Here is a 21,403-nt window from a genome sequence, read left to right as displayed (position 1 = left end):
AGCCGGAGGTCCCCCGCGATGGCGACAGCGACCACTTACGGAGCCCGCGACCACGCCCGTGCCCAGGAAGGCAAGCGGGCCGAGGCGATGCCCGTCGTCCCGGCCGGCGACTGGCCGGCCCCGCCCTGCGAGGCGGGCCACCTGGTGTGGGCCGAGACGGTGGCGGGTGGCAACTACACCCACCGCGTCCTGGCCCGCGGCACCGAACTCCGCCTGACCGACCTCCGCGGCGACGCCTGCGCCCACCTCCTCCTCTACGCGGCCGACCGTCCCTGGGAGCGCCTGAACGTCGCCGACACGGTCAAGGTCCAGTGGAACGCCTACCTCGGCGAGGGCCAGCTCCTCCTCTCCGACCAGGGCCGCGTCCTCGCCTCCCTCGTCGCCGACACCTCCGGCCGGCACGACGCGCTGTGCGGCACCTCCACCCTGGTCCGCAACACCGAGCGCTACGGCGACGGCACCCCGCAGTCCGACTCCCCCGCCGGACGGGAGCTGTTCAAGCTCGCGGCTGCCAAGAACGGCCTGGAACCACGGGACTTGCCGCCCTCGCTCTCCTTCTTCCAGGGCGTCGAGATCCGCGACGACGGCTCCCTCGACTTCACCGGCTCGACGGGCCCCGGCGGCAGCGTGACCCTGCGCGCCGAACAGGACGTGACCGTACTGATCGCGAACGTCCCGCATCCGGCCGACCCGCGCGACGACTACGTCAACTCCCCGCTGGAGGTGCTCGCTTGGCGCGCCGAGGCCACCAAGCCGGGCGACCCGCTGTGGGAGGCCACGCCCGAAGGCCGCCGCGCCTTCCTCAACACCACCGAATTCCTTGCCGCGAGGGGGCTCATATGAAGACCGAGGACGCACCGGCCGTGCAGACGGTGGAAGTACCGGCCCGCGCCGCCTGGTCCGCCGTCATCCGCACCGGCGAGACCCTCACCATCACCGACCTGCACGGCAACCAGGCCGTCGACTTCCTCGTCTACGACGCCCACGACACGTCGGTCCGCTACAGCGCCCCCGACACCATCCAGGCCCAGGGCAACCTGTTCCTGACCACCGGCAGCGTGCTGATGTCCAACGAGCACACCCCGCTGATGACCGTCACGGACGACGAGGTCGGCCGGCACGACACGGTCGGCGGCGCCTGCTCCAAGGAGTCCAACACCCTGCGCTACGGCCATCACACCTGGTCGCAGCACGCGTGCGTGGACAACTTCCTCGCGGAGGGCGCCCGTTACGGCCTCGGCAAGCGCGACCTGGTCTCCAACATCAACTGGTACATGAACGTGCCGGTCGAGAAGGACGGCACCCTCGGCATCGTCGACGGCCTCTCCGCCCCGGGCCTCAAACTCACCCTGCGCGCCGAACGCGACGTCCTCGTCCTGGTCTCCAACTGCCCCCAGATCAACAACCCTTGCAACGGCTTCGACCCGACAGCGGTGGAGATGACGATCGGGGTCTCCGGATGACCTTCGACACGCTGCTGATCGCCAACCGGGGCGAGATAGCCGTCCGCATCATCCGCACGGCCCGCGAACTCGGCCTGCGCACGGTCGCCGTGTACTCCGACGCCGACCGCGCGGCACCCCACGTACGCCTCGCCGACGAGGCGGTACGACTCGGCCCGGCACCCGCCAAAGAGTCATACCTGGACGCCGACTTGGTACTCAAGGCGGCCAAGGACACGGGCGCGGGCGCGATCCACCCCGGCTACGGCTTCCTCTCCGAGGACGCGGCCTTCGCCCGCCGCTGCGAGGACGCCGGAATCGTGTTCGTCGGCCCAACTCCCGCACAGTTGGAGCTGTTCGGCGCGAAGCACACAGCACGAGCGGCAGCCGAGACGGCCGGAGTCCAACTAGCCCCAGGCACAGACCTGTTGGCGAACCTGGACGAGGCGCTCGCCCAATCGCAGCTGATCGGCTACCCCGTCATGCTCAAGGCGACCGGCGGAGGCGGCGGCATCGGCATGTCGGCCTGCCACTCCCCCGCCGAACTCACCGAGTCCTGGGAACGGGTCCAGCGCGTGGCCGCCGCCTCCTTCTCCTCGGCCGGAGTCTTCCTGGAACGCCTCGTCGAACACGCCCGCCACGTCGAGGTCCAGGTCTTCGGCGACGGCAAGGGCAAGGTCGTCACCTTCGGCGACCGCGACTGCTCCCTCCAGCGCCGCAACCAGAAGGTGGTGGAGGAGGCCCCCGCCCCGGGCCTCCCCGACCACATCCGCGCCCAACTGGCCTCCTCAGCCCGCGACTTGTGCGCCTCGGTCGGCTACCGCTCCGCAGGCACCGTCGAGTTCGTCTACGACGCGACCCGCGAGGAGGCCTACTTCCTGGAGGTCAACACCCGTCTCCAGGTGGAACATCCGGTCACCGAGGAGGTCTACGGCGTCGACCTGGTCGCCTGGATGCTACGGCTGGCCCAGGGCGAGCCCGACGTCGTCCGCGACCCGGGCTCCCCACGCGGCCACGCCTTCGAGGCCCGCGTCTACGCCGAGGACCCGTCCCGCGAACACCGGCCCAGCGCGGGCCTGTTGACCCGGGTCGAGTTCCCGGACGGCGTACGCGTCGACGGCTGGGTGGAGACCGGCACCGAGGTGACGACGTCGTACGACCCGATGCTCGCGAAGGTCATCGCCTACGGCCTCGACCGCGCCCACGCGCTCAGGCGCCTCGACGAGGCACTGGCCCGCACCCGAGTGGACGGCATCGAGACGAACCTCGGCCTGGTCCGGGCGGCCCTGGCGGAGCCGGACTTCAGCGCGGCCACCCACTCCACGGCAACCCTCACCACCGTCACGGACCCCACCCCCCGCATCGAGATCGTCTCCGGCGGCACCCTCACCACGGTCCAGGACTGGCCCGGCCGCACCGGCTACTGGCAGGTCGGCGTCCCCCCGTGCGGCCCGATGGACGACCTCTCCTTCCGCCTCGGCAACCGCGCGCTCGGCAACGAGGAGGGCACCCCCGGCCTCGAATGCACCCTCCAGGGACCGACGTTGAGGTTCACCCACGCCACCACGGTGTGCGTGACGGGCGCCCCGGCACCGGTGACGATCGACAACACCCCGGTCCCGCAGTGGGAACCGGTGACGGTACCGGCGGGCGCGACCCTGGAGATCGGCACCCCGGCCGAACACGGCCTGCGTACCTACGTGTTGGTCGCAGGCGGCCTGGACGTCCCCGCCTTCCTCGGCAGCGCGAGCACCTTCACCCTGGGCCGCTTCGGCGGCCACGGCGGCCGAGCCCTGCGCACCGGTGACGTCCTGCACGGCGGCACGGTCGCCGAGGGCACACCCGTACCCACCGCCGACCGCCCGGCTTTCGCCGCCGTATGGGACGTGGCAGCGGTCGAAGGCCCGCACGCGGCACCGGAGTTCTTCACCGAGGACGACATCCGCGACTTCTACGCGGCCGACTGGAAGGTCCACTTCAACTCGGCCCGCACGGGCGTCCGCCTGGTCGGCCCGAAACCCCGCTGGGCCCGCACCGACGGCGGCGAGGCGGGCCTGCACCCGTCCAACATCCACGACACCCCGTACTCGGTGGGCGCCGTCGACTACACAGGCGACATGCCGGTCCTGCTCGGCCCCGACGGCCCGTCCCTCGGCGGCTTCGTCTGCCCGGCGACGGTCATCAGCCAAGAGCGCTGGAAACTGGGCCAGTTCAGGCCCGGCGACACGGTCCGCTTCGCCCCGGTGAACGTCGACGGCTCACCCCGCCCCGCCATAGTGGACGGCGGAATCCTGGCCAGGGACGGAGACGTCACCTTCCGCCGCAGCGGCGACGACAACCTCCTCGTCGAATTCGGCCCCATGCAGCTGGACTTGGCGCAGCGCATGCGGGTCCACGCCCTGATGGAGGCGATAGCGGAGGCCGACTTCGAGGGCGTCACGGACCTCACCCCGGGCATCCGCTCGCTCCAGATCCAGACGGACCCGACCCGCCTCGCCCAATCCCAACTCCTCACCTCCGTAAGGGAGATAGCGGCAGCACTCCCACCCACGGACCAACTGATCGTCCCCTCCCGCACGGTCCACCTCCCCCTCTCCTGGGACGACCCGGCGACCCGCGAGGCCATCGCCCGCTACATGGCCGGCGTCCGCGACGACGCGCCCTGGTGCCCCTGGAACATCGAGTTCATCCGCCGCGTCAACGGCCTGGACTCGGTCGAGGACGTCTACGGCACGGTCTTCGACGCGGAATACCTCGTACTGGGCCTGGGAGACGTCTACTTGGGCGCGCCCGTGGCCACCCCGTTGGACCCCCGCCATCGCCTGGTGACGACGAAATACAACCCGGCCCGCACCTGGACCGCCGAGAACTCGGTCGGTATCGGCGGGGCATACCTCTGCATCTACGGCATGGAGGGCCCCGGCGGCTACCAGTTCGTGGGCAGGACGACCCAGGTCTGGTCGGGGTGGCAGCAACGCGGCGCGTTCGAGCAAGGCTCCCCCTGGCTCCTCCGCTTCTTCGACCGCATCAAGTGGTACCCGGTGGAACCGGACGAACTCCTCGAACTCCGGGCCGACATCACCTCCGGCCGCTTCGTCCCGCGCATCGAGGAGGGCACGTTCTCCCTCGCCGAGTACGAGGCGTTCCTCGCCGAACACGCCGAGTCCATCGCGGAGTTCAGGTCCCGCCAGCAAACCGCGTTCGGCGCGGAACGCGATGCCTGGGAAGCGGCAGGCGAGTTCACCCGGGCGGAGGCGGCTGCCGCCCCGGCCCCACCGCAGGCCGAGGTGACGGTCCCGGCGGGCGGGCGCCTGGTGGAGGCCGAATTCGCCGCGTCCGTCTGGCAGTTGAACGTGGAGCCGGGCGACGAGGTGACGGCAGGCCAACCCCTGCTGGCCCTGGAGGCGATGAAGATGGAGTCCAGGGTGCACGCGCCCATGGCCGGCATAGTCACGGAAATCCTGGCCAGGCCCGGCGACCAGGTGGAAGCGGGCACGGCGCTGCTGGTCCTGGCCCCAGCGAGCTGAGCCAGAACACCGAACCCAGCAAGCCGCACGTCACGGCGCCCATCCGCCCTCGCCCCCGCGCACCAAGCCCGGACCCCGCCCCCGTCGCAAGCCGAACCGCAAGGAGCACCAGAGATGTCGACCACCGTGTCCCGAGTCCGAGCCGCCTACGCCCGCATAGAGGCGGTGAACCGCCCGGAGATCTGGATCGACCTGCGCCCGCAGCCGGACGTGGAGTCCGAGGCACGGGCCATCGACGAGCGAGTGACGGCGGGCGAGCAACTCCCCCTCGCGGGGCGCCTGTTCGCGGCCAAGGGCAACATAGACGTCCACGGCCTCCCGACCACGGCGGGCTGCCCGTCGTACGCCTACGCCCCGGAGGCCGACGCCCCGGTGGTGGCCCGTCTCCGCGCGGCAGGCGCGATCGTGCTCGGCACCACGAACCTCGACCAGTTCGCCACAGGCCTGGTCGGCACCCGCTCCCCGTACGGCGCGGTCCGCAACGCCCACGATCCCGAGCGGATCAGCGGCGGCTCCAGCGCGGGTTCGGCCGTAGCCGTGGCCCTCGGCATCGTCGACTTCGCCCTCGGCACCGACACGGCGGGCTCGGGCCGGGTCCCCGCCGCCTTCAACGGCATCGTCGGCCTGAAGCCCACCCGGGGCCTGGTCCCCACGGCGGGCGTGGTCCCGGCCTGCGCGTCGATCGACTGCGTGACGGTCTTCGCCCGCACCCTCCCCGAGGCCGAACAGCCCCTGTCCTTCATGACCTCCCCACCGACCCGCGCCCTCCCGCCCCTCCCCCAGCGCACCCCGGGCCCCTGGCGCATAGCGGTCCCCCCACGGGACCAGCTGGGCGAACTGGACGAGGGCTGGTCGGAGGCCTACGAGGAGGCAGTGACCCGCCTGTCCGACGCGGGTGCCGAGATCCGCACCCTGGACCTCACCCCGTTCACGGAAGCGGCGGCGATGCTCTACGAGGGCGCGTTCGTGGCGGAGCGCTACACAGCGGTAGGGGCATTTGTCGACAAGGCGATCGCATCCGGCACCGAGGGCCTGGACCCCACAGTCGCCGGCATCATCACCCGAGCCCGAGACATCCCGGCCCACCAGCTGTACGCGGACGAGGAACGCCTGGCCGCCCTCCGCACCCGAGCCCTCTCCGAACTGGCAGACGCGGACGCCCTGTTGCTCCCGACAACTCCGGGCCACCCCACCCTGTCCGAGGTAGCGGCCAACCCCCTGGGCGCCAACGCCCGCCTGGGCCGCTTCACCAACTCCACGAACCTCTTCGACCTGGCGGCGGTGGCAGTCCCGTCCGGCAAGGTGAACGGCCTGCCCTTCGGCGTGATGCTGATCGGGCCGGCCTTCACGGACGACCGCTTGGCGCGCATAGCACGCGAGTTGGCCCCGGAGACCCACATAGCCGTAGTCGGCGCCCACCTGACGGGCCAGCCCCTGAACCCCCAACTACTCTCCCTGGGCGCCCGCTTGGACCGCACCACCACAACGGCCCCGGTCTACCGCCTACACGCCCTCACAACAACTCCCCCCAAGCCGGGCTTGGTTCACGTGGGCGAAGGCGGAGCGGCGATAGAGGCAGAGATCTGGCGCCTACCGGCAGAGGGCCTGGGCTACTTGCTGGCGAGCCTGCCCCGCCCAATGACGCTCGGAAGCGTCGAACTGGCAGACGGCACAAGCGCCCCGGGCTTCCTCTGCGAGCCAGCGGCGCTGGCAGACGCAGAGGACATAACAACCCACGGCGGCTGGCGAACCTACCTGAGCTCTTAAGGGCCTCAGGGCTCACCCCCTCAGGGGCGCGGGGAACTGCGCGACCAGCCACAACGCACCCGCACCCGCCAACGACCCCGTCACCCCACAGACGAGTAGGCCACAACCCCCCGCAACAACAACTCAACAGCCTTCCGCGCATTCTTAGCCACGGTAGAAGCCGCCTCGCCCTCAGTAACCGGCGCCGCAGCAGAAATCTGCCCCAACACATCGATCACCTGCTTACACCACCGAACAAAGTCCCCCGCAGGCATCTCAACCTCCCGAAGCACCTCATCCAGCCCCTTCCCGCTGGCCCACATATACGCGGCCCAGGCAAACCCAAGATCAGGCTCCCGCTGCCCGACCCCCTCGGTCTGAGTGATCCGGAAATCCTCCTCAAGGGCATCAAGCCGCCCCCAGATCCGCACCATCTCCCCCAGCGCGGCCTTGGCCGCACCCGACGGCACCTTGGGCACAGTCGCATCGTCACTGACCCGCGCCTCGAACACCAACGCCGAGACACACGCGGCGAGTTCGGCAGGAGAAAGCCCCTCCCAAACCCCCTCCCGCAGACACTCACTGGCCAGCAGATCAAGCTCGCCGTACAGCCGGGCCAACCGCTTCCCGTGCTCGGTGACCTCGTTGCCCCGCAGATAGTCCAGGTCGGTCAAGAGCGCGACGATCCGATCGAAGGTCCGGGCGATCGTGTTCGTCCGCCCCTCGATCCGCCGCTCCAACTGCGTCGTGTCCCGCTGCAGCCGGTGATACCGCTCGGCCCAACGCGCGTGATCCTCACGGTCGTTGCACCCATGACACGGATGCGCCCGGATCGCCGTACGCAACTGCGCGATCTCCCGGTCGTCCGCGGCCTGCGAGCGCTGCTTGCGGGCCCGCTCCGGCGGAATGTGCCCGGCCTTGGTGCGCAGCGCGGACGCCAGGTCCCGACGGGACTGCGGGGAACGGGCGTTGAAGGACTTGGGGATCCGCATCCGGTCCAACGCCTCGACGGGGACGGGGAAGTCCATCGACGCGAGCCGCTTGACCTGCCGCTCCACCGTCAGGACCAGCGGACGCGGCCCGTCGTGCTGCTCGAATCCGCGATGGCCGTTGGACCGCCCCGCGGGCAGTCCCGGGTCCAACACCAGTGCCAGACCCGCGTACTTGCCGGTCGGGACATGGATGACGTCGCCCGGCTTGAGCTTCTCCAGCGCGACGGCCGCCTCGGCGCGCCGTAGCGCCACGCCCTGCCGGGCCAGCTCGGTCTCGCGGTCCTTGAGCTCGCGGCGCAGCCGCATGTAGTCGTCGAAGTCGCCCAGGTGGCAGGTCATGGAGTCCTTGTAGCCCTCCAGACCTTCCTCGTTGCGCTGCACCTGCCGCGAGATCCCGACGACCGACCGGTCCGCCTGGAACTGCGCGAAGGACGTCTCCAGCAGCTCCCGCGACCGGTGCCGCCCGAACTGCTCGACGAGGTTGACCGCCATGTTGTACGACGGCTTGAAGCTGGAGCGCAGCGGGTACGTGCGCGTGCCGGCCAGTCCCGCGAGGTGCTCGGGGCTGATCCCGCGCTGCCACAGCACGACGGCGTGGCCCTCGACGTCGATGCCGCGACGGCCGGCCCGGCCGGTCAGCTGGGTGTACTCGCCGGGGGTGATGTCGGCGTGCTGCTCGCCGTTCCACTTGACGAGCTTCTCCAACACCACCGAGCGCGCGGGCATGTTGATGCCGAGCGCCAGGGTCTCCGTCGCGAACACGGCCTTCACGAGCCCGCGCAGGAACAACTCCTCCACGACCTCCTTGAACGTCGGCAGCATGCCCGCGTGGTGGGCCGCGATGCCGCGCTCCAGGCCTTCCAGCCACTCGTAGTACCCGAGGACATGCAGGTCCTCGTCGGGAATGGACGCCGTGCGCTCCTCGACGAGCGCCCGCACCTTCTCCCGCGCCTCGTCGTCGTTGAGCCGCAGCCCGGCATACAGACACTGCTGTACGGCGGCCTCGCAGGCGGCGCGGCTGAAGATGAACGTGATGGCGGGCAGCAGGTCCTCGTTGTCCAGCCGCTCGATGACCTCGGGGCGGCCCGGTGTCCACACCCGCGAACGCGATCTGCGCTCCCGCTCCCGGTCGGCCTCGCGCATGGCACGGCCGCGCTTGCGGTCCTGGTACGAGGGGCGCTGGGCCTCCATGCGGGCCAGGCGGGTGAGGTCGGGGTTGACGGCCTTCTTGCTGCCCTCGCCCTCCTCGAAGAGGTCGTACATCCGCCGTCCGGCGAGCACGTGCTGGAACAGCGGCACGGGCCGGTGCTCGGAGACGATCACCTCGGTGTCGCCGCGGACGGTGTCGAGCCAGTCGCCGAACTCCTCGGCGTTCGACACGGTCGCCGACAGGGAGACCAGGGTCACCGATTCAGGGAGGTGGATGATCACCTCTTCCCATACGGCGCCGCGGAAGCGGTCGGAGAGGTAGTGCACCTCGTCCATGACCACGTAGCCGAGGCCGAGGAGGGTCTGCGAACCGGCGTACAGCATGTTGCGCAGCACCTCGGTGGTCATGACGACCACCGGGGCTTCGGAGTTGACGCTGTTGTCGCCGGTGAGCAGGCCGACCTTGTCCGCGCCGTAACGGCGGCACAGGTCGGCGTACTTCTGGTTCGACAGCGCCTTGATCGGGGTCGTGTAGAAGCACTTCTTGCCCTGCTGGAGGGCGAGGTGGACGGCGAACTCGCCGACGATCGTCTTGCCGGAGCCGGTGGGCGCCGCTACCAGCACGCCCTTCCCCGCTTCGAGCGCCTGGCAGGCCTCGATCTGGAAGGGGTCGAGACCGAAGTCGTACATCTCGCGGAAGTCCGCGAGCGCGGTGGCCTGCTCGGCTGCCCGCAGGCGGGCTGCCGCGTACCGCTCGGCCGGGGAGAGGTCCTCTGTCATCGTGCTTTCGAGCGTACCGGGCGCCACTGACAACAGGACGATCATTATCCGTTCCCATGGATCCTCCACACACGGAGACCGGCCGCCCGCAGTGCGGGAACGGCCGGTCTCGGCGGAGTTCGGGAAGGTGCTCAGGTCACGTCGTCGTATCCGTTGACCCGGTCGGAACCCGTGCCGCTCGCCTGCTCGGGCAGGGCTGCCCGGCCGGCCGAGACGGTTTCGATCTCGCCGATGTCCTCGGGGGTGAGGTCCAGGTCCGAGGCCTCGTCGTCGTCCGGGCCCTCCGCGTCGCGACGGCGCTTGCGCCGGTCGTTGAGCAGGGAGAAGACGACGGCGCCGAAGTACAGCACCCAGATCGGCCCGGCCAGCGCCAGCATGGTCAGCGGGTCGGTGCTGGGGGTGGCGACGGCCGCGAAGACCGTGATGCCGAGGATCATCGCGCGCCACCAGCCGAGCATCCGCTTGCCGGTCAGCGCGCCCGTGAGGTTGAGCATGATCAGCAGCAGCGGCAGCTCGAAGGAGAGGCCGAAGACCAGCACCATGCGCGTGACCAGGTCGAGCAGGTCGTCCAGCGGCAGCAGGTTGCTGACGTCCTTCGGCGTGAATCCGAGCAGGACCTTCGCGGTGGTGGGCAGCACCCGGTAGGCGAAGTAGGCGCCGGCGAGGAACAGCGGAACGCCGGTACCGACGAAGCCGAGCGCGTACTTCTTCTCGTTCTTGTGCAGGCCCGGAGCGACGAAGCCCCAGAGCTGGTACAGCCAGACCGGGGACGCCAGGACGACACCGGCCATCAGGGACACCTTCAACGCCAGCGTGAACGGCGTCAGCAGACCGTTGATGGTGATCTGCGCGCACTGGTGCGTCTTGTCACCGGCCTTGCGCAGTTCCTCGAAGGTCGAGGCGCAACCGACCGAGTCCAGCACCGGCTTGGTGATGATGTTGACGATGTCGTTGTAGAAGAAGGCGGCCACGCAGGTCACCACGATGATGGCGAGCATCGCCTTCGCGAGCCGGTTGCGCAGCTCGCGCAGATGGTCCGCGAGGGGCATCCGCCCCTCGGGGTCCTTCTCCTTCTTGCGGGCAGACTTAGGCAACCCACGTCCTCATCTCGTGCGGCAGGCCGAGGGGGTCCCGGCCCTGCGTCAGCGCTTGGTCGTGTCCGACGGCTCGGTGACGGGACGCGCACTGGTCACGTCGCCGGGGGCCGCCTGGATGGTGCGCTGCACGGACTCGTCGGTGTTCGGCGGGCCGGCGGGGGTGGGCGTGGTGTTGCCCTCTTCCTTCATCGCCTTGGCTTCGCTCTTGAGGATGCGGGCGGACTTGCCGAGCGAGCGGGCCATGTCCGGAAGCTTCTTCGCGCCGAACAGGAGCACGATGACGACGAGGATGAGAATGATCTCGGGTGCTCCGAGCCTTCCGAACATAAGTCTTTACCTTCTCACCGAGGCGGCTGGGGTGGGGTGCTGTCCGATCGATCGGACATCTGTCCGACCTTCGTGCTGCCAGCGATCGTAACGCTCAGGGGTAAACGTGAGGCAATCCCCGTGCGTACTCCCGGTCCGCGCTCCGGGCCTCGTTATCCGGACCGCGATCAGCAGCGTACCCGCCTCCACCGACAACGTGACAGGGCAAAGTGACGCGAAGCGCATGAGGCGCGCAACTCACACCCCGCCCATATGTGACTCACAGTGCGTCCACGGAACGCGCGGTGGACACCGCCGCTCGCTCCAGGTCCTCGGCCGCCCGGTTGATGCGGTGCGCGGCGTCCGCGACCTGGAGCCCGAGCCGCCGCGCCTCCAGGAAGACCCGGACGGCGAGCACGCCGAGCACGGCGAGACCCAGGAAACCCACAGCTACCGCGACCATCGCCCAGAACATGGGGCGAGCCTAGACCCTGCTACCCGACGGAGGTCAGCCGCAGGGTCCTGACCCCGCCGCCGGTGAGCAGCTCGACGATCCGCTCGCCCGCGGGCTTGCGTACGGCCGCGCCGCAGTCGGGGCAGGTGAAGGAGTAGAAGGTGGTGCGGCTGGTGGCGCCGATGGCGAGACGCAGAGCGCCGGCCGCCAGTTCGAAGTTGCTCCGGCAGTCCGGGCAGCCCGCTCTGAACATCACGGGCACCACGCTCTTCATCCCGGCGAACGCGGCGGCCACCGTCATCTCCGGACCACCGGAGACGCCCTGGTCACCGGAGACACCTGGGACACCAGTCATCGTCGACTCGCTCACAGCCCCTGCTCCTCTTTCCTTTGGTCGTTCGCCTCCGGGGCGCCTTCAGCCGTTACCGAGAGGGCGACCGTGCTCACCCCTTCGGGCCTCCGCGCGCTCGCCCTCTCGGTAACGGCGCGCCCCTACGGCTCACTCCGGCCTCTCGTCAACACCCTGCACCGCGTCAACAACACCCTGCGGACCGTCGTACGCCGCCAGCGCCTCGCGGGCGGCCCGGCGGGCGCTGTCGGCGAGGTCGCTCGGGGAGACGATCCGGCCGTCGCGCCCGAGCCGTAGGGCCAGGCGTCTCAGGGACGTGGGGTCGGGGGTGCGCAAGGTAATACGCAGCCCGCCGTCGGGAAGCTCATCGGCACTGTCGTGCGGGTAGTACTCGGCGACCCAGCGTCCGCCCGGGCCGACCTCCACGACGACCTCGGGGTCCTCGGCGGCGGGCTGCACCAACGCCTCGGACAGGTCCCGCAGTTCGATCTCGGGCGGTGCGGACGGCTCGTCGAGGATCTTGATCTCGGCGACCCGGTCGAGGCGGAAGGTGCGGCGTGCCTCGGAGCGGCGGCACCAGGCCTCCACGTACGTGTGCCCGACGCTGACCAGACGGATGGGGTCGATCTCGCGCTCGCTCAACTCGTCGCGTGCCGGCGAGTAGTAGCGGATCCACAGGCGGCGGCGCTCCGAGATCGCGCGGTCGACGTCGGCGAAGACCCCGCCCTCGGACTCGAAGGTCACCGAAAGGCGCGCGCTGGCCCCGGCCGCCTCACCGGCCGCCGCCTCCACCTTGGCGTTGGCCCGCAGCAGCGCCTGCCGGTCGCTCTCGCGCAGGCCCGGGAGGGTCGACACTGCGCGGGCGGCCACCAGGAGAGCGGTCGCCTCGTCCGCGGCGAGCCGGAGCGGTTCGGCGACGTCGTCCGGGTTGTGCCACCAGATGCGGTCGCCGTCGGTGTCGATGTCGAGCAGGTCGCCGCCCCGGAAACTGGTCCCGCACATGGGCAGCACGTCGAGGTCGGAGACCAGCTCGTCCTCGGTGATCCCGAAGGCACGGGCGACGTCCTCGATGCGCGCTCCGGGGCGCTCCTTGAGATAGGTCACCAGGGAGAGCATCCGCCGGGTCTGGTCGATGGCGTTGACGGGCCTGACCGGTTTGCCTGCCACAGTTCTCTTCCGCTCCCCCTCAGCCCTTGGCCACGGCGCGCAGCCGGTCCACCACGTCGGCCCGCAGCTCGGCCGGCTCCAGGACGACCACATCAGGGCCGAACTCCACCAGCCAGGCATCCAGCCCATGGCCGTACGGAATCTCCAACTCGTCCCAGCCGTCCCCGAGTTCCCGAACCGACACGGCTTTCGCCCGCAAGGGGTAACCGGAGCCCGTGCGCAGCCGGATCAGCGCGGAGCGGTCGGCGGTCTCCCCCGCCCAGCTCGCGACGGTCTCGCGCACGGTGACGACGTCGGGGATGTCCGCGGTGAACCGCCCGTTGCGGGACCGCACTTTGCCGGTGATCCGGGAGAGACGGAAGACCCGCTCGGCACCCCGGTCCCGGTCCCAGCCGGCGAGGTACCAGTGGCCGCGCCAGCACTCCAGCGCCCACGGCTCGACATTGCGGGGTTCGGGGCGGGCGGCGGTGGCCTTGCGGTAGTCGAAGACGACGGGACGGCGGTCGCGACAGGCCAGCATCAGCGGCTCGAACGACGCCTCGTGCACCGGGATGCGCGGCTCCAGGGCGCCGTGCGGCTCGTACGGGTCGAGGTCCTCGGGCATCCCGGCCGCGCGCAGCTTCTGCAGCGCGCCGCTCGCGGCGCCGGCGAGCCGGGCCTGCTGCCACACCTTGGCGGCGAGACCGAGCGCGGCGGCCTCCTCGGCGTCGAGGGTGATGGGCGGGAGGCGGTTGCTGTCGCGGCGGGCGAGATAGCCGACCTCGCCGTCCAGGTTCTCCACCGTCTCGATGACCAGCCCGAGTTCGCGCAGATCGTCCTTGTCGCGCTCGAACATCCGGTTGAAGGAGTCGTCGCTGCCCGCTTCGAGATACGCCTCGATGGACTCGCGCAGCTCACGCTTGCTGAGCGGCCGCCGCGTCCCGAGCAGACACAGCGCGAGGTTCATCAGCCGCTCGGCCTTGGCAATGGCCATCGACGCCCTTCGCCTCCCTGTATGTGCTTACGAACGATGACCGTACCGCCCCGCGCAGGCCTGGCAAAAGCCGAGGGCCCATGCCCTCACAGGCATGGGCCCCAGGTGATCGGGTCCGGTCGGAACCGGTGATCAGACGGCGATGAGGTCGACCACGAAGATCAGGGTCTCGCCCGGCTTGATCGCCGGGGTCGGGCTCTGGTTGCCGTAGGCGAGGTGCGCCGGGATGGTCAGCTGGCGGCGGCCGCCGACCTTCATGCCCTGCACGCCCTTGTCCCAGCCCTTGATGACACGGCCGCCACCGAGCGGGAACTTGAACGGGGTACCGCGGTTCCAGCTGGCGTCGAACTCCTCGCCGGTGCTGAAGGCAACGCCCACGTAGTGGACGGTGACGTTCTGGCCCGCCACCGCGATCTCGCCGTCACCCTCCCAGAGATCCTTGATCTCCAGGTCGGCCGGGGCTTCGCCCTCCGGGAAGTCGATCTCGGGCTTCTCGATGCTCACGTCTCTGGCTCCTGCTATGTGTACGACAAGACAACTCGGACAGTCTCGCATCCCGGCCGGTGTCGCGCTCCGGCCAGGCCGATCCCCGCAGGGATCACATGGCCGCCAGGATGTCCACGGAGAACACGAGGGTGTCGCCCTTCTTGATGGCGCCCCCGCTCGGCGGGGTGTTCCCGTAGGCCAGGTCCGCGGGCGCGACGATCATGATGCGGCTGCCGACCTTCTTGCCGGTGATGCCCTGGGCCAGGCCCTTGACGACCGACTCCATGTCCTTGATCGAGAACTGGCTCAACCGGCCCTGCGAGTACGTCGATTCGAACTCCTTGCCGGTGCTCCAGACCACGCCCTTGAACTGGCAGAGGATCGACTGGGCCTCCTTGACGACGGCTCCGTCGCTCTCCAGGACGTAGTTCGACACCAGCTTCTTGGGCGGGTCCGCCTTCGGGATGGTGACCGAGGGGGCCTTGCCGTCGGTGTTCGTGCCCACCTTGGGCAGATCGGCGTCGGACTGCGCGACGGTCGTGCCCTTGGCGGAGCTCTTGGCGTTCAAGGCGTCCTGGATGTCGATCACGAAGACCAGCGTGTCGGTGCCCTTGATGCCCGCCTGGGGGCTGCCCGCCGTGCCGTATCCCCAGGTCGGCGGGATCGCCATCTCGACGCGGCTGCCGACCTTCCTGCCCGCGAGGCCGTAGCGCCAGCCGTCGATGATGCCGCCCTGGGCGAGCTGGATGACCAACGAGGTCTTGCGGTCGTAGGAGTTGTCGAAGACCTTCGCCGTCGACCAGATCTGGCCCAGGTAGTTGACCTTGACGAAGTCGCCTTCCGCCACTGCCTTGCCGCCGCCCGCGATCACCGTCTTCACCGCGAGGTTCTTCGACGGATCGCCGGTGCCCTTGGCGACGGTCGGCTTCTCGTCGAACTTCGTGCCCGCCGTGATCGCCGGCAGCGGACCGTCCACCAGCTTCGGCGGCGGCACCGCCGAGGCCGAGGAGGACGGCGAGGGCGACGGCGACGCGCTGGCCTTGCTGGAGGAGGAATCGCTGTCACCGCACCCCGCGATCGTCACAAGTCCTGCGGGAACAGCGATAAGAACGGAGCGTCGGCGCACGGTGAAGGCCTCGTAATCGGTTGATCTTGTTGATGGCGTGCGCGCAACTCTACGGCGTGGCACGGGCCCCGTACGTGAAACGTACGGGGCCCGTGTGGCGTACCGAATATGTATCCGGACGTCGGTATCCGGATGTTTTTGCCTACATTCCGGCGATCAGTTTCTCCACCCGGTCGTCCACCGAACGGAACGGGTCCTTGCACAACACGGTGCGCTGGGCCTGGTCGTTGAGCTTGAGATGGACCCAGTCGACGGTGAAGTCCCGCCGCTGTTCCTGAGCCCTGCGGATGAAGTCGCCGCGGAGCCTGGCCCGAGTGGTCTGCGGCGGAACGGACTTGCCCTCGAAGATCTTCAAGTCGTTGCAGATCCGGGCGGCTTGGCCCTTCCTCTCGAGGAGGTAGTAGAGCCCTCGGCGACGGTGGATGTCGTGGTAGGCGAGGTCGATCTGCGCCACCCGCGGGTGGGACATGGTCATGTTGTGCTTCGCCCGGTACCGCTCGATGAGCTGGTACTTCATGACCCAGTCGATCTCGGTGCCGATCCGGTCGAGGTCCTCGGCCTCGATCGCGTCGAGCGTACGGCCCCACAGCTCCAGGACCTGCTCGACGGTGCCCGTACGGATGCCGCGGCGCTCGACGAAGTCCACGGCCTTCTCGTAGTACTCGCGCTGCACCTCGATCGCGGAGGCCTCGCGTCCGCTGGCCAGACGCACCTTGCGCCGGCCCGTGATGTCGTGGCTGACCTCGCGGATCGCCCGGATCGGGTTCTCCAGGGTCAGGTCGCGCATCACCGTGCCCGCCTCGATCATGCGCAGCACGAGGTCGGTGGCGCCGACCTTGAGCAGCATGGTCGTCTCGGACATGTTCGAGTCGCCCACGATGACGTGGAGACGGCGGTAGCGCTCGGCGTCCGCGTGCGGTTCGTCCCGCGTGTTGATGATGGGCCGGGAACGCGTCGTCGCCGAGGAGACGCCCTCCCAGATGTGTTCGGCGCGCTGGCTGACGCAGTACACGGCGCCGCGCGGAGTCTGCAGCACCTTGCCCGCGCCGCACAGAAGCTGACGCGTGACCAGGAACGGGATGAGGATGTCCGCGAGCCGGGAGAACTCGCCGTGCCGTGCCACCAGGTAGTTCTCGTGGCAGCCGTACGAGTTGCCCGCCGAGTCGGTGTTGTTCTTGAAGAGGTAGACGTCGCCCGCGATTCCCTCCTCGTGCAGGCGTCGTTCGGCGTCCACCAGGAGTCCTTCGAGAATGCGCTCGCCGGCTTTGTCGTGGGTGACCAGTTCGGTCACGTTGTCACATTCGGGGGTCGCGTATTCCGGATGTGAGCCCACGTCGAGATAGAGCCGGGCGCCGTTTCGCAGAAAGACATTGCTGCTGCGGCCCCATGACACGACACGGCGGAAGAGGTACCGAGCCACTTCGTCGGGAGACAGACGCCGCTGTCCCCTGAACGTACACGTGACGCCGTACTCGTTCTCCAGCCCGAAAATGCGGCGGTCCATGACTGAACATTACGCCCGATCCCCTGTGCTGAAACGGGGTTCGACCGCTCGGTTTGGATCATTTTCCGATGAAGCCGCAATCACCGCACCCCCGCCGGGAGCTGCGAGGACCCGTCCGGTGGCCAGCAGGACCAGCAACGACACCGCCCCCGCGACCCCCGGCACGGCGAACCCCCACAGCGCCCCACCGGCCTGTACGACCGGCCCCGCGACGCCCGTTCCGACCGACGCCCCCACGGTGAACGTCGTCACAAGCCACGAGAAAGCCTCGGTGACCGTGCCCTTGGGCGCGTGCCGGTCGACGATGATGAAGGCGCAGGCGAGGGCGGGCGCGAGGAACATCCCGGCGAGCACGGTGAGCAGCACCATGGCGACCGCGCCCGGCATGAGCATCAACGGCAGGTAACACACCGCCAGCAGCCCCACCAGGACCCGCAGTCGGCGCTCGGGGACCCCGGTCCACTGCCGGGCCCCGTAGACCGTGCCGCCCAGCAGCGCGCCCAGCCCGATCGCCGCCATCAGCCAGCCGTACACGACGTCACCGCCGTGCCCGTCGGCGTACGAAACCGACGCGACCGTGATCGAGCCGAGCGCCATCCCGACGAACAGGAAGGCGCCGAGCAGCGCCAGGAGTCCCGGTGAGCGCAGGGCGCCCAGCCAGTGCGCCTCGCGCGGGGCCGAGCGCCACGCGCGCGAGGGGGGCGACACGACTACGGAGAGGGCGCCCAGCACCCCGATGACGTTCAGCACGAGCAGCGCCACAGGGGCGGACCACAGCGACACGAACACCGTCACGAGCAAGGGCCCCACGGTGAACATGACTTCCTGGGCGACGGCGTCCATGGCGTACGCCGTGTGCACCTGCTCCTCGCGCCGCAGCACGGCCGGCCACAGCGCCCGCAGACCGCCCTCCAGGGGCGGCGCGAAGAGCCCGGCGGCGGCTATGGCGACGTAGGCGAGGGGCAGCGGATCGGTGCCCCCGAAGGCGAAGACGGTCATCGCGAGCGCCGACAGGACCGCGGCGGGCAGCTGCACGCGCGGCTGTCCGTGGACGTCCACCAGTCGCCCCAGGAGGGGCTGTCCGACCGCGTTGGCGATGCCGTAGACGGCCGCCAGAGCGCCCGCGAGGCTGTAGGTGCCGCCCTCCGCGCGGATGAACAGCACGATCGCGATCGCGGCGGTGGCGTTCGGCAACCGGCCCACCAGCGTGCCCACGAGCAGGCGGGTGGCGTGCCTCGCCCTGAGGATCTCCAGATATCCCACGGCCTCGAACCGTCCTCCCCCTCACCGTCACGCATGAGGTTTTACGTATAACGTCTTCTGTCATACGTACCATGTGCGCTGTTCACGCGTCCATACGGAGTCCCTACGGATCCTCACCAAGGAGCAGGCCGACCGTGGCACCAGCCAGCACCCGCCCCACGAGCCGCGACGTCGCGCAGGCCGCCGGCGTCTCCCAGGCCGCGGTCTCCCTGGTGCTCGGCGACAAGTGGCGCGGCCGGGTCTCGGCCACGACCGCCGAACGTGTCCGCGAGGCCGCCCGCGACCTGGGCTACCGCCCCAACCTCGCCGCCCGCAACCTCCGCCTGGGCCGCACCCGCACGGTCCTCCTCGTGGTCCCAGTGCTGACGACCGAGTTCTTCGCCGGCGTCTACACGGGCGCCGCCCGCGTCGCCGCCGAACACGGCTTCGGCGTCGTGCTCTACCCCTCCCCCGAAGGCATCGGCCCCGCCCGCGACCCCTTCGCCTCCGCCCAGGCCGCCCTGGACGGCGTGATCGCCTCCTCCATGGCCGCCGACGCCCTCACCGCGATCCGCGGCGACCAGTTGCCCCTGGTGATGCTCGACAGCGACCCCGAGGGCAGCCTCGGCGCCGCCACCGTCAACCTGGACATCGCCGACGGCATCCGCCAGGTCGCCGACCACCTGCTGACCCTGGGCCACCGCCACTTCCTGCACCTCGCCGCCGACGTACCGTCCTGGACCTTCGAGGTACGCGCGCGTGAACTGGCCGCACGCGTGGGCTCGGTGGCAGGCACTTCGGTACGGACGACCCGCGCCCCCATCTCCATCGAGGGCGCCCTGGCCGCAGCCGAGGCAGCACTCGCGGCCCCGGGGTCGCGGGTGACCGCCCTGGTCTGCGACGACGACAAACTCGCCGCCGGCGCTTACAAGGCCGCCCGCCGCCTGGGCCTGCGCATCCCCGACGACCTCTCGATCACCGGCCTGGACGATCTAGCCCTGGCCACGGCCATCGACCCGGAACTGACCACGGTCCGCCTCGACGCCGAACTCTTCGGCGAACACGGCATGCGCGCCCTCCTGGCCGTCCTGGACGGCCGCGTACCGGAGGAGGGGGACATCCCGGTGGAACTGGTGGTCCGAGGCTCCACGGCGCCACCAGGCGCCCCCTGACGCCCTTGCGGCCCCCGCAACGCCGCGCGCCCCGGCCGATGTACCGGCCGGGGCGCGCGAAAGGCTGAACGAAGGTCGACTCACTCCTCGTCGTCGCCGTCGGACTCCTCCGACGACGTGTCCGCGTTCTCGCCCTCCAGCAGGCGGGACAGCTGACGGCCGACGATGCGCTTGAACTTGCGGGCCTGCGGACGCGTACGGTCCAGGACCGCGACCTCCAGGCGCTCGGCGGGGATCTCCCGCTCACTGCCGTTCGTGTCACGCGACAGGGACTGCACGGCCAGCTTGAGCGCCTCCGCGAGCGTCATGCCGTCACGGTGGCGCTGGTCCAGATAGCTGCTGATCGTCTCGGCGTTGCCACCGACCGCGACTGAGCCGTGCTCGTCCACGATCGAACCGTCGTGCGGCAGCCGGTAGATCTGATCGCCGTCCGGAGTGTCCCCGACCTCCGCGACGACCAGCTCCACCTCGTACGGCTTCTCGGCCGCACTGGAGAAGATCGTGCCGAGCGTCTGGGCGTAGACGTTGGCGAGACCGCGGGCGGTCACATCCGCACGGTCGTAGGTGTAACCGCGCATGTCGGCGTACCTGACGCCGCCGATCCGCAGGTTCTCGTACTCGTTGTATTTTCCGGCGGCCGCGAACCCGATCCGGTCGTAGATCTCGCTGAACTTGTGCAGCGCACGGGACGGGTTCTCGCCGACGAAGACAATGCCGTCGGCGAACTGCAGCACGACCAGGCTGCGGCCACGGGCGATGCCCTTGCGGGCGTACTCCGCCCGGTCGGCCATGGCCTGCTGAGGTGAGACATAGAACGGCGTCGACACCGGTATCCGCCCCTCTCTTTAAAGTTCCGTCGATGTCAGTGGATCACCTTGATAAGAACGTGCCCTCGGTCAGAGCAGCGCGGCACGCGGGCCGTCGGGCTGCTGCAGTCGCCGCTCCAGGATCGAGCGGGCGATCTCGGAGGACTCGTCGTCGGTGAGCCGACGGAAGCCGTCCTCGGTGATCACGGTGACGATCGGGTAGATCCGGCGGGCGACATCGGGACCACCGGTCGCCGAGTCGTCGTCGGCCGCGTCGTAGAGCGCCTGGATCACCAGGGTCGTGGCCTCGGCCTCGGTCAGACCGTCGTGGAACAGCTTCTTCATGGCACCGCGCGCGAAGACCGAGCCGGAGCCGGTGGCCGCGTAGCCGTGCTCCTGGGAGCGGCCGCCCGTCACGTCGTAGGAGAAGATGCGGCCGACGCCGCGGTCCACGTCGAAGCCGGCGAAGAGCGGGACCACGGCGAGGCCCTGCATGGCCATGCCGAGGTTGGAACGGATCATGGTGGACAGTCGGTTCGCCTTGCCCTCCAGGGAGAGTTGGGCGCCTTCGACCTTCTCGAAGTGCTCCAGCTCCAGTTGGAAGAGCTTGACCATCTCGACGGCGAGTCCGGCGGTGCCGGCGATGCCGACGGCCGAGTACTCGTCCGCGGGGAACACCTTCTCGATGTCCCGCTGCGCGATGACATTGCCCATGGTGGCCCGCCGGTCACCGGCGAGCACCACGCCACCGGGGAACGTCACGGCGACGATCGTCGTGCCGTGCGGAGCCTCGATGACGCCCTGCATGGGCGGCAGTTGCCGGTTGCCCGGGAGCATCTCCGGCTGATGGTCGGAGAGGAAGTCCATGAAGGACGACGACCCAGGCGTCAGGAAGGCAGCCGGTAGACGCCCGGGGCTACGAGTGTTGGCTTCCACGAGGATCCTTCCAAGTAGGCGGCAGCCCGACGAACAGCGTCGGGATCAACTCCCAACTTGCCGATGGCCGAATTGCAGTTGAAGCACAGTACGCCACGGACCCTACCCGTCTACTGGCAGTGATCCACATGAACGGAGGAGGCATTCCC

19 protein-coding genes are annotated in these 21,403 nt (G+C 69.7%); 5 read left to right on the top strand and 14 right to left on the bottom strand.

Features of this window, described 5'->3' with window-relative positions:
- The first annotated feature begins 18 nt into the window (after positions 1-18).
- From OO69_RS28860 to atzF, 4 genes are all read left to right on the top strand, one after another.
- Positions 19-843: an urea amidolyase associated protein UAAP1 gene (locus OO69_RS28860; RefSeq protein ID WP_033283747.1), complete on the top strand. Its 825-nt coding sequence runs from the start codon at positions 19-21 to the stop codon at positions 841-843.
- Positions 840-1,463, top strand: a complete 624-nt coding sequence (locus tag OO69_RS28855; protein WP_051801260.1) for an urea amidolyase associated protein UAAP2 — start codon at positions 840-842, stop codon at positions 1,461-1,463. The genes OO69_RS28860 and OO69_RS28855 overlap by 4 nt, the downstream gene beginning before the upstream one ends.
- A complete protein-coding gene (locus tag OO69_RS28850; RefSeq protein WP_033283746.1) occupies positions 1,460-4,969 on the top strand; it encodes a 5-oxoprolinase/urea amidolyase family protein in 3,510 nt (1,169 codons plus the stop codon). Before OO69_RS28855 ends, OO69_RS28850 begins: the two co-directional genes overlap by 4 nt.
- Positions 4,970-5,083: 114 nt before the next feature.
- The gene (atzF, locus tag OO69_RS28845) at positions 5,084-6,736 is read left to right on the top strand and encodes an allophanate hydrolase (protein ID WP_033283745.1); all 1,653 of its coding nucleotides are present in this window, start codon (positions 5,084-5,086) and stop codon (positions 6,734-6,736) included.
- A gap of 80 nt (positions 6,737-6,816) precedes the next feature.
- Here atzF and OO69_RS28840 read toward each other — a convergent pair whose 3' ends face one another.
- The 11 genes from OO69_RS28840 to OO69_RS28790 all read right to left on the bottom strand — a co-directional run bounded on the left by OO69_RS28840 (position 6,817) and on the right by OO69_RS28790 (position 18,361).
- On the bottom strand, positions 6,817-9,681 hold the full coding sequence (locus OO69_RS28840) for a DEAD/DEAH box helicase (RefSeq protein WP_033283744.1): 2,865 nt from the start codon (positions 9,679-9,681) through the stop codon (positions 6,817-6,819).
- An 86-nt stretch (positions 9,682-9,767) separates the two neighbouring features.
- Positions 9,768-10,730: a twin-arginine translocase subunit TatC gene (gene tatC / locus OO69_RS28835; RefSeq protein WP_199811049.1), complete on the bottom strand. Its 963-nt coding sequence runs from the start codon at positions 10,728-10,730 to the stop codon at positions 9,768-9,770.
- Between the two features lie 48 nt (positions 10,731-10,778).
- Positions 10,779-11,060, bottom strand: a complete 282-nt coding sequence (tatA, locus tag OO69_RS28830; protein ID WP_033283742.1) for a Sec-independent protein translocase subunit TatA — start codon at positions 11,058-11,060, stop codon at positions 10,779-10,781.
- A 259-nt stretch (positions 11,061-11,319) separates the two neighbouring features.
- Positions 11,320-11,514, bottom strand: coding sequence for a hypothetical protein (locus OO69_RS28825; RefSeq protein WP_033283741.1), 195 nt, complete (start codon positions 11,512-11,514; stop codon positions 11,320-11,322).
- A 19-nt stretch (positions 11,515-11,533) separates the two neighbouring features.
- Positions 11,534-11,848, bottom strand: a complete 315-nt coding sequence (locus OO69_RS28820; RefSeq protein ID WP_033283772.1) for a hypothetical protein — start codon at positions 11,846-11,848, stop codon at positions 11,534-11,536.
- A gap of 144 nt (positions 11,849-11,992) precedes the next feature.
- Positions 11,993-13,009, bottom strand: a complete 1,017-nt coding sequence (locus OO69_RS28815) for a helix-turn-helix transcriptional regulator (RefSeq protein ID WP_033283740.1) — start codon at positions 13,007-13,009, stop codon at positions 11,993-11,995.
- Between the two features lie 19 nt (positions 13,010-13,028).
- Positions 13,029-13,982, bottom strand: coding sequence for a helix-turn-helix transcriptional regulator (locus OO69_RS28810; RefSeq protein WP_033283739.1), 954 nt, complete (start codon positions 13,980-13,982; stop codon positions 13,029-13,031).
- 132 nt (positions 13,983-14,114) lie between these two features.
- A complete protein-coding gene (locus tag OO69_RS28805; RefSeq protein ID WP_033283738.1) occupies positions 14,115-14,486 on the bottom strand; it encodes an FKBP-type peptidyl-prolyl cis-trans isomerase in 372 nt (123 codons plus the stop codon).
- A gap of 94 nt (positions 14,487-14,580) precedes the next feature.
- The gene (locus tag OO69_RS28800) at positions 14,581-15,594 is read right to left on the bottom strand and encodes an FKBP-type peptidyl-prolyl cis-trans isomerase (RefSeq protein ID WP_033283737.1); all 1,014 of its coding nucleotides are present in this window, start codon (positions 15,592-15,594) and stop codon (positions 14,581-14,583) included.
- A gap of 142 nt (positions 15,595-15,736) precedes the next feature.
- Positions 15,737-17,098 (bottom strand): Pup--protein ligase, encoded by a 1,362-nt coding sequence (gene pafA, locus OO69_RS28795; RefSeq protein WP_033283736.1) that lies wholly within the window; start codon positions 17,096-17,098, stop codon positions 15,737-15,739.
- 9 nt (positions 17,099-17,107) lie between these two features.
- On the bottom strand, positions 17,108-18,361 hold the full coding sequence (locus tag OO69_RS28790; RefSeq protein WP_033283735.1) for an MFS transporter: 1,254 nt from the start codon (positions 18,359-18,361) through the stop codon (positions 17,108-17,110).
- 134 nt (positions 18,362-18,495) lie between these two features.
- Here OO69_RS28790 and OO69_RS28785 point away from each other — a divergent pair, with 134 nt between their 5' ends.
- Positions 18,496-19,512, top strand: a complete 1,017-nt coding sequence (locus tag OO69_RS28785; RefSeq protein WP_033283734.1) for a LacI family DNA-binding transcriptional regulator — start codon at positions 18,496-18,498, stop codon at positions 19,510-19,512.
- An 80-nt stretch (positions 19,513-19,592) separates the two neighbouring features.
- Here OO69_RS28785 and prcA read toward each other — a convergent pair whose 3' ends face one another.
- The 3 genes from prcA to OO69_RS53930 form a co-directional block, all read right to left on the bottom strand.
- Complete coding sequence (prcA, locus tag OO69_RS28780; RefSeq protein ID WP_033283733.1) at positions 19,593-20,339, bottom strand: proteasome subunit alpha; 747 nt, start codon at positions 20,337-20,339, stop codon at positions 19,593-19,595.
- A 69-nt stretch (positions 20,340-20,408) separates the two neighbouring features.
- Positions 20,409-21,254, bottom strand: a complete 846-nt coding sequence (prcB, locus tag OO69_RS28775) for a proteasome subunit beta (protein ID WP_033283732.1) — start codon at positions 21,252-21,254, stop codon at positions 20,409-20,411.
- On the bottom strand, positions 21,206-21,319 hold the full coding sequence (locus OO69_RS53930) for a hypothetical protein (RefSeq protein ID WP_390165491.1): 114 nt from the start codon (positions 21,317-21,319) through the stop codon (positions 21,206-21,208). The genes prcB and OO69_RS53930 overlap by 49 nt, the downstream gene beginning before the upstream one ends.
- Positions 21,320-21,403 lie beyond the last annotated feature (84 nt).

The organism is Streptomyces sp. NRRL F-525, assembly GCF_000716605.1.
Taxonomy (GTDB): domain Bacteria; phylum Actinomycetota; class Actinomycetes; order Streptomycetales; family Streptomycetaceae; genus Streptomyces.
This window is presented reverse-complemented; position numbering and strand designations above follow the sequence as displayed.

Excerpts from the sequence above, each read along its gene's own strand:
- OO69_RS28860 (WP_033283747.1), top strand. The coding sequence starts at position 19 with ATGGCGACAGCGACCACTTACGGAGCCCGCGACCACGCCCGTGCCCAG.
- OO69_RS28855 (WP_051801260.1), top strand. The coding sequence starts at position 840 with ATGAAGACCGAGGACGCACCGGCCGTGCAGACGGTGGAAGTACCGGCC.
- OO69_RS28850 (WP_033283746.1), top strand. The coding sequence starts at position 1,460 with ATGACCTTCGACACGCTGCTGATCGCCAACCGGGGCGAGATAGCCGTC.
- atzF (WP_033283745.1), top strand. The coding sequence starts at position 5,084 with ATGTCGACCACCGTGTCCCGAGTCCGAGCCGCCTACGCCCGCATAGAG.
- OO69_RS28840 (WP_033283744.1), bottom strand. The coding sequence starts at position 9,681 with ATGATCGTCCTGTTGTCAGTGGCGCCCGGTACGCTCGAAAGCACGATG.
- tatA (WP_033283742.1), bottom strand. The coding sequence starts at position 11,060 with ATGTTCGGAAGGCTCGGAGCACCCGAGATCATTCTCATCCTCGTCGTC.
- OO69_RS28825 (WP_033283741.1), bottom strand. The coding sequence starts at position 11,514 with ATGTTCTGGGCGATGGTCGCGGTAGCTGTGGGTTTCCTGGGTCTCGCC.
- OO69_RS28820 (WP_033283772.1), bottom strand. The coding sequence starts at position 11,848 with ATGACTGGTGTCCCAGGTGTCTCCGGTGACCAGGGCGTCTCCGGTGGT.
- OO69_RS28810 (WP_033283739.1), bottom strand. The coding sequence starts at position 13,982 with ATGGCCATTGCCAAGGCCGAGCGGCTGATGAACCTCGCGCTGTGTCTG.
- pafA (WP_033283736.1), bottom strand. The coding sequence starts at position 17,098 with ATGGACCGCCGCATTTTCGGGCTGGAGAACGAGTACGGCGTCACGTGT.